A 10,917-nucleotide genomic window follows, 5' to 3' on the forward strand; every position below is an offset into this window, starting at 1 on the left:
CAGGCGGTCGATCCAGAAATCGCGGCCGGGCGCGCGGCCGGCGCCCGCCGCCAGGTCGGCGGCGAACACGCGCTGCAACTGGCCCTGCCCCCGGCCCGGCGCGAACGCCACGCCGCTATCCGGCAAGGGATGCGCATCACCCTTGAAGTGCGGCATGCCGATCGCGGCATTGCTGGGCTGCAGGCCTTCGCCGTCGCGGTCGAGGTCGCCGACGGCGGCTGACGCCGCCACCGCACTCGCAGCGAACGACAGTCCAACCAGGAGCGCGATGGCGCCGCGCCGCACGCGCGATGCGGCGCCACCGGGTGCAGACGTGCGACTCAAAACTCGGTCCTGATCCGCGCCCAGAAGTAACGCCCCAGCGTGTCGTAGGTGAACGCATCGGTGTTCGCCGCACTGGCATAGCCGTAGTAGCGCGGCGGCGTGCGATTGCCGAGGTTGTTCACGCCCAGCGCCAGGGTGGTATGCAGGCTCTCGAACTTCCGGCTCACGCTGGCGTCGTGGTAGGTCACCGTGCCGACCGGGAAGTACACGCAACTGCCGTCGGCGGCGGTGTTGACGCAGAAGTCCTCGTAGGCGCTGCCGACGGTGGTGCGCCCGATCAGCCGCGTGTTCCAGCTCGCGTGCCAGGGGCCGTTGTCCCAGTCGAGGGTGAAGTTGGCGCGCCAGCGCGGCATGTTGCCGTAGCTGGATTGTTCGCCCACATAGTTGTGCGGATCGCCGCTGAATTTGTAGCTGGACAGGTAGGTGGCATCGACGCCCGCACGGAAGCGACCCCACGCCGTCTCCGGCAAGGCGTACTTGATGCCGACGTCGTCGCCGCGGATGTCGACCTTGCCGCTGTTGATCGCGAACGGCACGGTGACGCTGACCAGTTGCCCGGTGGGACCGCGCTTGATCAGCGGGCAATAGGCGCTCTGGCCGTCGTAGCAGTTCTGCAGCACCTGATCCAGGCCGGTGCCGTTGATCATGTCGTCCAGGGTGACGCGCCAGGTGTCCAGATTCAGCGACAGACCCTCGGCCCAGCCCGGGTCGTACACCGCGCCGATGTTGTAGGAGCGCCCCTGCTCGGGCTTGATCGCGAAGCCCGCGTTGGCCGAGCCGGTGGTGAGCACGGTGAAGGACGAGCTGTTGACGAAGCTGCCGTTGGTCGGCACGTTGGCGCAGGCCGCGGGATTGCCGCCGCCGGTGTAGCCGTTGCACGGATCGGTGTAGGTACCGGCGTCGTCGACCACGCCGTTGAACGGGGAGCCGTACAGATCGCCCAGCGCCGGCGCGCGGAACACCTGCGAGCCGGTGGCGCGGATCAGCAGGTTGTCGATCGGTCGCCATTCCAGCGCCACCTTGCTGTTGGTGGTGCTGCCCCAGTAGTCGTAGCGCGAGTAGCGCGTGCCCAGGTTGAGGTTGAGCGCCTGCGCGCCGGTCACGCCCTTGAGCAGCGGTACCAGCACTTCGGCATACGCCTCCTTGATGGTCTCGTCGTGGCCCTGGTTCATGATGCAACCGTCGTTGTAGTCGCAGTTGCCGTCCGCATCGGCCGCCGCCACCGGATTGCTGGTGCCCTGCGAGAAGCCGTTCTTGCGGAACGACAGGCCGAACGCGGCCTGCACCGCTCCGGCCGGCATCGCGAACAGGTCGCCGTTGACGCTGGCCTCGGCGAACTTCATCGTGCTCTCGTCGATCAGGTCGACCGCGCTCTGGGTGGCCTTGATGCCGGCGATGGTGGCCGGATCGTCCGGGTTGAACACGTTGATCGGGGTGCAGCCGGCGATGACGTTGCCGGGCGTACCGCACTTGATGGTGCCGTCGGTGTCGCGGAACGAGGCGCCCACCGCGTTGTTGAGCGCCGAGGTGATGGAGAAGCCGTTGCGCACCAGGGTGTCCTTGTAGTGCGCGTAGCCGGCCGCCGCATCCCACTGCCAGCTGCTGTCGCCGAACTTGCCGCGCAAGCCGGCGACGATGTTGGTCTGGTACATCGTCGAGGTGTAGACGCGGGTGTTGGCCGGCACCGAACGCAGCAGGTAGCGGCTGAGCTGGGCGCCGAAGGGGTTGTAGTAGTTCTTCGCGGCGTTGGGCAGTTCCAGGCCGTAGGCGGTGAGCTGCGAGGTGGTCTCGCTGCGGGTCCAGAACATGTCCAGGTAGCCCTGCACGTTCGGGGTGAAATCGAACGTGGCGTGCGCAGAGGCGTTGGTGCGCTGCACCGGGGTGATCAGGTACTGCCCGGTGTAGGAGTTGTAGCCTTCCACCGCCTGGCTGTAGGTGTGGAAGTCGCTGGCGGTGACCTGGCCCGGCGCCAGGTTGGCGTTGGGCGTCAGCACGCTGCCACTGCGCAGGAAGGCGCGGGTGCCGTTGCCGCGGCGCTCCACCACCTGGCCGTTGAGATAGTTCTGCGCGGTGCGCGCGTAGTCGCGATCGCTGTCGTACAGCGCGTTCATCGAGCTGCGGCTCACGCCCAGGATCAGCCCGCCGCGGTCCCAGGTCTTGCCCCACTCCAGGCCGAGCGAGCGCCGGTTGCCGTCGCCGTGCGTGCTCAGGCCGTAGTCGGCGGTGGCGGCGAAGCCGTCGTACTTGTCCTTGAGGATGATGTTGACCACGCCGGCGATGGCGTCGGAGCCGTACACCGACGAGGCGCCGTCGGTGAGCACCTCGATGCGCTCGACCATCGCCGCCGGAATCGCGTTGACGTCCACGCCGGGCGCGGCGGCGACGCTGCTGGCCGGCCCGGCCATGCGATGGCCGTTGACCAGCACCAGGGTGCGCTCGGGGCCGAGGTTGCGCAGCGACACCAGCGCGCGGCCGTGGCTGAAGCCGGAGTTGAGCGCGACGTTGGGCATGTTGCCGGCCATCGCCGGCAGTTGCTGCAGCAACTGGCCGAGGGTGTCCTGGCCGCTGTCCTCGATGCGCTGGCGGTCGATGGTGATGACCGGGCTGGCGGTTTCCGCATCCACCCGGCGCAGATGGCTGCCGGTGACGCTGACGCGTTCCAGCGTGGTCGCCTGGGTGTCCTGGGTCTGCGCATCCTGCGCCTGCGCTGCCGGCGCGAGCAGGGCCAGGGCGGTGCAGATGGCCGCGGCCAGCGGACCGGGCTGCGGCGCGGCGCGCCAGGAACACGGGAGCAGCGGCGCAACGCGTTCGAGCAAAGACGGCATCGGAAATCTCCTGAGCGGCAGCCTGACGTTCGCCGGAACGCCGCCCTTCCCCAGGCGGCCGCCCCGTCGCCAGCGCGTGTGGCGGATACGAAAACGGACGTGTCCACGCATGCGCCGCCGGACGGGACGATCCCGACGCCGCCTGCACGGCGACGCGCACGACCCATGCGCTGCGTCCCCGGTGACGTGCAACGAATCTCCCCCTGGACATTCACTGCACGGTCACAATGTGCGCGTAGGACGCGCGCGGCGTCTTGTCGTATTTATCGGGAAAACGTGCGGAATACCGCACTGCCCCGCGGGCAGGCGGGACGTTTCCGACTTTTTCGCCACTCAGCCGTAGACGGCGGAAATCGCCACCGTCGCCGCGCTGCCGGCCGGCACCAGCACGCGCTCGTTGCGCGGCCCGGACAGCGCCGCCGGCTGCCCGTCCAGTTGCACCTCCTGCAGGCGGGTGCCGGCCGGCACGCGCAGGGTCAGCCAGGTGCGTGCCGGCCGCTGCGCCGGCAGCGTCACGCGGCCTTCGATGCGCTTGCGCGCCGGATCCCCGCGCAGCGTCAGCGACACCCTGCCCCAGCGCGTCGGCGCGGCGTCGATCGCGATCGTCTCGCCACTGCCCAGCCAGTCGCGCGGCACCGCCCGCGCCAGGAACAGCTCCTCGCCGGCGCTGTCCTCGAACACTAGCATCCAGCGCAGCAGCAGCGGAATGGTCAACTGCGCGGGGATGCAGAACAGCGGCATGCCGCCGGTGATGCCGGTGACCTCGCCCGCGGTCCAGCTGCCGCGGGTATGCACGTGGAAGCGATGCGCGTACAGGAACAGCAGGTATTCCTCGATCCGGTCCAGGCGCAGCAACTGCTGCGCGTAGCCGTAGGAGATGAAGCCGAGCAGGTCGCGCGCCTCCGGGGTCGGCGCGGTGATGTTGCCGACCACACCGAGGCTGGTGCCGCCGTGGCCGCGCACGCAGTCGATGACCAGGTGCGCCAGGTCGTCGGGCAGCACATCGGCCTGCAGCAGTTCGGCATAGGCGCGATGCGGCCAGCCCTGCTCGCTGGGATGCTCCTGCTGCAGCGACTGGCGGAACGTCAGTTTCACCCCCGGCAGCGGGCCGATGTACGGCGGCTGCAGATCGCGGCGGATGTTGCTGCGCAGCGTGCGCAGCAGCTGCGCCGACAGTTGCTGCGCACGGCGCTGCCATTGCGCCGCGGCGGCCTGCCCAGCGGGCCCGGCGATGCCGCTCCACACCGCGGCCAGGTCCTGCCAGCCGCGCACCGTCAGCGCGCTGTTGGCGTAGTACGGCTTCCACCACACCTGCGGATCGGGGAACAGACAGGCATCGGATTCGTTCCAGCCGTGGAGCAGGCCATGCCCCGGTGCCGATGCCGGCAGGCGCAGGCTGGCGTCGTGCAACTCGACCAGCACCTGCGCGGTGGCGGCGATCTTGTCGCGGTGCTTGCGCAGCAGCGCGGCATCGCCGGTGTAGCGCAGATAGCGCGCCAGCAGCGACAGGGTCAGCCCGAACTGCCCGGTCTCCGGGCCGCGCATGTTGACTATGCCATCGGCCTGCACGAAATCGCTGAAATACCCGTCCAGCACCGCCGCGGCCTGGGCGAAGCGGCCCCACTCCAGGTTGGCGTACAGCGAACTGGTGAAGGTGTCCTGGAAGCCGTCGTACTCGTTGCCGTAATAGTCGCGGTCCACCGCGCCGTACTTGGGATAGGTGCCGCCCGGACGCACCACCAATTCGCGGGCGAAGGCGAAGCGCGCCATGTCGCGCCAACTCGCATCCGGGGTTTGTGCCTGCACGGTGTCGGCGAGCTGCGCCTGCCAGTAGCCGGCGAAGGCGAGCAGGCCGCGGTAGAAATCCTCGGCGCTGCGCGGGCCGCGCCGCGGCGGGTAGTCGGGATAGCTGTAGCCGTACACGACCTTGCTGACCTTGCCGTGCTCGACCAGCGCACTGCGGTGCCAGGTCTGCACCACGAAGCGGTCCTCGGCCAGCACGTCGGCGAACAGCAGGATGTCGTAGTAGCGGCCCTCGCCGGCCGGCACCACCTTGCGCACCGCCGGCATCCAGCCGCCGAGCAGGCCTTCGCTGCGGCGCCGCACCAGCTCGTCCTTGCCCAGTTCCGGGAACGCCTGGATGGCGCGATAGCAGCGGGTGCGCCCGTCCGGGTACACCGGCATGGTGTCGGCGCACTCGCGGGTACCGACGAAGGTGGTCCACGGCAGGCGCCCGTTGTAGTGCTTGGGATCCAGTTGCGAGGCCGGCGGCGGCGCCACGTCGCGCACCTCGTCGGCGCGCGGGTCGCCATCGCGCAGCAGGCGGTCGGCGAGCAGGTCGGCATCGGCCATCGCCACCTCGGCCAGGGCCATGCCGAAATACGGCGCCTGCGCGGCAGGGAACACCGCTTCGGTGCGCTTGCCCAGCACCAGCGCCCCGCCCGGCCCGCGCAGGGTCAGATCGCCGTCGGGCTGGCGCAGGTCTTCGTACACCTCCCAGGTCGCGCCGGCCTCGACGAAACGGCATTGCAGGGTGTGCCCGGCCAGCGCGTCGGCCGCCAGCGGTTGCAGTTGCGGCGGTGCAGGCGCACGCGCGGCGCTGGCCGCTGTGGGTGCCGCGGCGGCACGCCCGGCCAGCGCTTCCACGCCGGCAACCGCGCCGACGGCCAGGCCCTGACGCAGGAAATCTCTCCGATCCATCTACCGTCCCCGATGCAATGCGATCGTCGCATCGTGCGCTGCGCGCGCCGCAGCGTCTTGTGCGCTGTGACGAGGATCGGTGCGGAAAATCGCATAGCCGCGTGATCGCGGCGATGTTGCGTTGCGGGAACGCAACGCGTCGGCGACGGCTTACGCGAGCACGTCGAGCAGGCTGCCGATGCTGTCGTCGGCCGCGCGCAAGACCCGCGCATTGGCCTGGAACGCCGTGCGTTCGGTCAGCGTACCGACCATGTCGTCGACCAGATCGCTGCCCTTCCCGTCGGCCTGCTGCACTTGGCCCACCACGCCACCGCCGGCGCTCGCCTGGTTCACGGGCACCGAGCGCTGGAACCCGTCGGTGGCGAGATTGGCGATGTTGTTGGCGCGCACCTGCAGCCCGGATGTCGCCGCGCGCATGCCGGAGAGCGCGATCGAGGAACTGGGGGCGATGGCGGTCATGACGGGCCGGGGCGCAGGGAGACTTGCCGGGTTATCGGCGGAGTTGGCGAGGTCTTGAGTGGGGGGATTGGGGAATTGGGATTGGGATTGGCAAGAGCGGGTACGTCTGCGCTGACAGCGAAAGCCCCTCTCCCCTCGGGAGAGGGGTTGGGGTGAGGGTACGGACGCCGCGATGCCTCCGAAACGCCAGTGCACCACCCGCACCCTCATCCGCCCCTACGGGGCACCTTCTCCCGAGGGGAGAAGGGAAAGCCAAAGCCCCTCTTCCGCCGGGAGAGGGGTTGGGGTGAGGGTCCGGGAGCCGCGATGCCTCCGGAACGCCAGTGCACCACCCGCACCCTCATCCGCCCCTACGGGGCACCTTCTCCCGAGGGGAGAAGGGAAAAGCCGAACCCCGCAGGACCAGGAATCTCCGCGCCTTTACGAATCCCCAATCCCAAATCCCAGCCCCACCTACAGCCGATTCCACGCCGGCGTCGGCTCCCCCAACAGATGCCGCACGAAGAAGTCGTACTGGCGCCGTTGCACGTAATCGATGGGGCCGGTGGAGCGGCCGACGGTGTGTTCGCCGCCGGGCACGACCAGCAGGTCGAAGTCCTTGTTGGCCTTGATCAGCGCGTCCACCACCTGCGCGGTCGAGGCCGGGTCGACGTTGCTGTCCTGCTCGCCGACGATCAGCAGCAGGTCGCCACGCAGCTTGGCCGCATTGTCCACACCGGAGGCGCGGGCATAGCTGGCGTCCACCGGCCAGCCCATCCACTGCTCGTTCCAGCTGATCTTGTCCATGCGGTTGTCGTAGCACCCGGCATAGGCCACGCCGACCTTGTAGAAGTCCGGATGCCGCTCCAGCGCACCCAGCGTGCTCTGCCCGCCGGCCGACGCGCCGTAGATGCCGACGCGGCCGATGTCGTAGGACGGATCCTGCGCGGCCAGCGCCTTGTGCCAGGCGATGCGGTCGGGGAAACCGGAATCGCCGAGGTTCTTCCAGGCCACGTCGTGGAAGGCCTTGGAGCGGTTGGCGGTGCCCATGCCGTCGATCATCACCACGATGAAGCCCAGGTCCGCCTGCGCCTGCATGCCGATCTGCTTGTCGCCGCCGGAGTGATAGCCGAACGGCCAGAAGGTCTTGGGCACGAAGGAGTCGTGCGGGCCGGCGTAGATGTTCTCGATCACCGGGTACTTCTTGTGCGGGTCGTAGTCGCGCGGGCGCACCACCATGCCCCAGATGTCGGTCTTGCCGTCGCGGCCCTTGGCGACGAAGGTCTGCGGTGCGCGCCAGCCGGCGGCCTGCAGCTTGCGGATGTCGCCGCGCTCCACCACCTGCAGCAGGCGCCCGTCGATGGCATGCAGTTCCATCACCGGGGCCATGTCCGGACGCGAATACACGTCCACGTAATGGCGCCCGTCGTCGGCGATGGCCACGTCGTGGTCGGCATCGGCCTGGGTCAGCCGGGTCAGGTGGCCGCCGTCGAAATCCACCGCGAACAGTTGCCGGTAGTACGGATCCTTGCCCGCATCCATACCGCTGGCGGTGAACCAGATGCGCCGCTGCGCATCGTCCACGCGCAGCACGTCGCGCACGATCCACTCGCCCTTGGTGATCTGCGTCTTGATCCGGCCGCTGACGCCATCGAACAGGTAAAGGTGGCGCCAACCATCGCGCTCGGAGATCCACAGGATTTCCTGGCCCAGGCCGTCGACATCGTGGTGGTAGCTGCGGTCGGCGTACACGAAGGTCTTGGCGTCCTCGCCCACCGCCACATGCGCCTTGCCCGTGGCTGCATCCACCGCGATCGCGCGCATGCGCTGGAAGCCGCGCTGCACGTAATCGAACACGAAGCTGGCGCTGTCGCTACGCCACCGGATCGGCGAGAGCTGATACGGGTTGGCGAACAGCGCGTCGTCGATGGGCAGGCGCTTGGGCGCACCGCCGCGCGCCAGCGCGCCGAGGTCGAACAGCACCGGTCGCTCGATGTCCACCGCATCGCCGGGCTTGGGATACAGCTGCGTGCGCACGATCGGCTGGCCGCCGCCGGGCGGCGCCGCCTCCACCCGGGTGACGCGGCGCGGAAAACCGGGCTTCACCCGGTACAGCGCCAGCCGCTGCGAATCCGGCGACCAGGCGATCGTTTCCGGGTCGTAGAAATCGTCGCTGCGGCCATCGTCGGTCAGGCGCAGCGTGTGCCCGTCGGCCACCGCGCGCAGCATCACCGCATTGCCGTCGACATAGGCGTCCCAGCGTCCGTCCGGCGAGCGCCGCGGGGTGGCATCGGCCGGCACGCTGAGATCGCGCACCACGCCGAAGCCGCGCGGCCGCGGCTGCGGGCCGCTGTCGGCACGCGCGCAGACGTAAGTGGTGAGCGTGCAGCGCCACGGCGTCTCATCGAGCTCGAAGGTGATCGCCGCCTGCGGCTGGCCGCCCTCGGCGACGTAGGCGAAGCGCGCGAATGGCAGCCGCAGCGCCGGATACGTGGTGCCGGTCGCCGCACTCAACGCGCGCGCCAACTGCTGCTGGTCGAACGCCGGCTGCTTGCGCTGGCTGGCCACGTCCTCGACCACGAAGGCGAAGCCGCCCGGCACGGTCTTGCGGTAGTAGAACGCGCCGTCGTCGCGCCACTGCGCCGGCCAGGTCACGTTCTCGGTCAGGCCGATCCAGGCCTCGCGCAGGCCCAGCGAGCGCTGGTAGTCGGCGACGCTGGGCGCGGCCTGGGCGGCGCCGGCGCAGCAGGCCAGTGCCATGACGATCGATACGACGAACTTGTTCATTCGGTTTCCAAAAATCTCATGACGCGCTGTTTCCCGTAGAGCGGCTTTAGCCGCGACGGGCTTTCCCGTTGACGTCTGCCGCAGCCAATCCCACAAAAAGGGACAAGAACCGTCCTACGCCTCTCCACACACGCAACGGCTACTCCCCGTCATCCTCTTCCAACGCGAGTTCCTCCGGACGCAGGCCGCTGCGCGCACCCCAGTGGTAGCAACCCAAGGCGATCGCGGCCACGCACAGCGTGTCCCAGGGATGCGCGATCCAGCCGCTGCCGCCGAAGGTGCCCAGGCGCGACACCACCAACACCAGCGCGAAGAACACGATCAGCCACAGCACGCCGCGCACCTGCCGCCACAGCCGCGCACGGCCGGCGGCGTTGGGCAGACGGTACAGCACGTACAGCGCGAACATGGCGATCTGCAGGCCGAGCAGCCACGACAGCGTGTTCCAGGTCGACCAGTACACGATCAGGCCCGCAACGATGAACGACAGCGGCCCGAGCAGCGCCATGCCGCGCAGCCGGAACGGCCGCGGCAGCTCCGGCGCGCTGCGCCGCAACGCGGCCACGGTCACCGGCGCCACCGCATAGCTCAGCACCAGCGCCGCCGACACCACGTTGATCAGCGCCTCCCACGAGGGGAACGGCAGGGTCCAGAACACCGACAGGCCCAGACTCAGCCACAGCGCCGGACGCGGGATGCCGGAGGCGGCGTCCACCTTGGTCAGCACCGGCATAAAGCCGCCGCTGCGCGCCCAGCCGTAGACCACCCGCGGCGTGGCGTTCATGTAGATGTTGCCGGTGCCGCTGGGCGAGATCATCGCGTCGCAGATCACCAATGCCGCCAGCCAGCCCATGCCCAGCGCCAGGGCGATATCGTGGTACGGCAGCGAGAACGCCTTGTCGATGCCGCCCCAGCCGTTGGCCAGATGTTGCGCCGGCACCCCGCCGAGGAAGGCGAGCTGCAGCAACACGTAGATCACCGTGGACAGCGCCACCGACAGGATCAGCGCGATCGGGATGTTGCGCTGCGGATCGCGCACCTCGCTGGCCACCGACACGATCGGCGTGAGCCCCAGGTAGGCGAAGATGATGCCGCCGGCGGAGATCGCCGCCTCCACTCCGGCCGCGCCGAACGGCGCGAATCCTTGCACGTGCAGGTTGCGCGCATCGAAGTGCGCCATCAGCAGCACGATCACCAGCACCGGCACCAGGAACTTGAACACGCTGACGATGTTGTTGGCGGTGGCGAAGGTCTTGACGCTGTAGTAGTTGAGCAGGAAGAACGCGACCAGCAGCGCCAGTTGCAGCAGCCAGCCGGCGACGCTGGGATGGGTACTGCCTGCCTGGTTGAGCCAGGGGAACCACGCCGCGGCGTATTGGCGTGCCGCTTCCACCTCGATCGCGATCAGGCTGGAGAAGGCGATCAGGGTGATGAAGCCCATCAGCCAGCCGAGCAGCACGCCGTGCGAGTACTCCGGGTAGCGCACCACGCCGCCGGCGCGCGGCAGCGCCGCGCCGAGTTCGCAGTACACCAGGCCCAGCAGCAGCACCGCCACGCCGCCGGCGATCCACGAGACGATGCCGGCCGGCCCGGCGATCGCCGAGACGTGGCTGGCCGAGAACAGCCAACCGGACCCGAAGATCGAGCCCAAGCCGATGAAGGTCAGATCGGTGAGGCTCAAGCGCTTGTGGAACTTGCCTTGTGCGGCCATGGCGTCTCCCGCTGGATTGGTGTCACTGGCGATTCGATGATCTGCGGCGTTCCCTACCCTCACCCCACCCTCTCTCCCGGAGGGAGAGGGGCTTATTGCTCCCTTCTCCCCCCGGGAGAAGGTGCCCCGAAG

6 protein-coding genes are annotated in these 10,917 nt (G+C 69.1%); all 6 read right to left on the minus strand.

The window, feature by feature from the left end; all coding sequences use genetic code 11:
- A partial coding sequence (locus D180_RS07650) for a hypothetical protein (protein ID WP_232760386.1) occupies positions 1-231 on the minus strand: 231 nt, incomplete at its 3' end.
- 89 nt (positions 232-320) lie between these two features.
- Complete coding sequence (locus tag D180_RS07655) at positions 321-3,149, minus strand: TonB-dependent receptor (protein WP_081616436.1); 2,829 nt, start codon at positions 3,147-3,149, stop codon at positions 321-323.
- Between the two features lie 333 nt (positions 3,150-3,482).
- Positions 3,483-5,849 (minus strand): Tat pathway signal protein, encoded by a 2,367-nt coding sequence (locus D180_RS07660; RefSeq protein WP_017912328.1) that lies wholly within the window; start codon positions 5,847-5,849, stop codon positions 3,483-3,485.
- A gap of 150 nt (positions 5,850-5,999) precedes the next feature.
- The gene (locus D180_RS07665; protein ID WP_017912329.1) at positions 6,000-6,308 is read right to left on the minus strand and encodes a flagellar basal body protein; all 309 of its coding nucleotides are present in this window, start codon (positions 6,306-6,308) and stop codon (positions 6,000-6,002) included.
- Between the two features lie 453 nt (positions 6,309-6,761).
- A complete protein-coding gene (locus tag D180_RS07670; RefSeq protein ID WP_017912330.1) occupies positions 6,762-9,074 on the minus strand; it encodes a S9 family peptidase in 2,313 nt (770 codons plus the stop codon).
- 139 nt (positions 9,075-9,213) lie between these two features.
- Positions 9,214-10,785 (minus strand): APC family permease, encoded by a 1,572-nt coding sequence (locus tag D180_RS07675; RefSeq protein ID WP_017912331.1) that lies wholly within the window; start codon positions 10,783-10,785, stop codon positions 9,214-9,216.
- Positions 10,786-10,917: the final 132 nt, after the last annotated feature.

It is taken from the genome of Xanthomonas sp. SHU 166 (genome assembly GCF_000364685.1).
GTDB lineage: Bacteria > Pseudomonadota > Gammaproteobacteria > Xanthomonadales > Xanthomonadaceae > Xanthomonas_A > Xanthomonas_A sontii.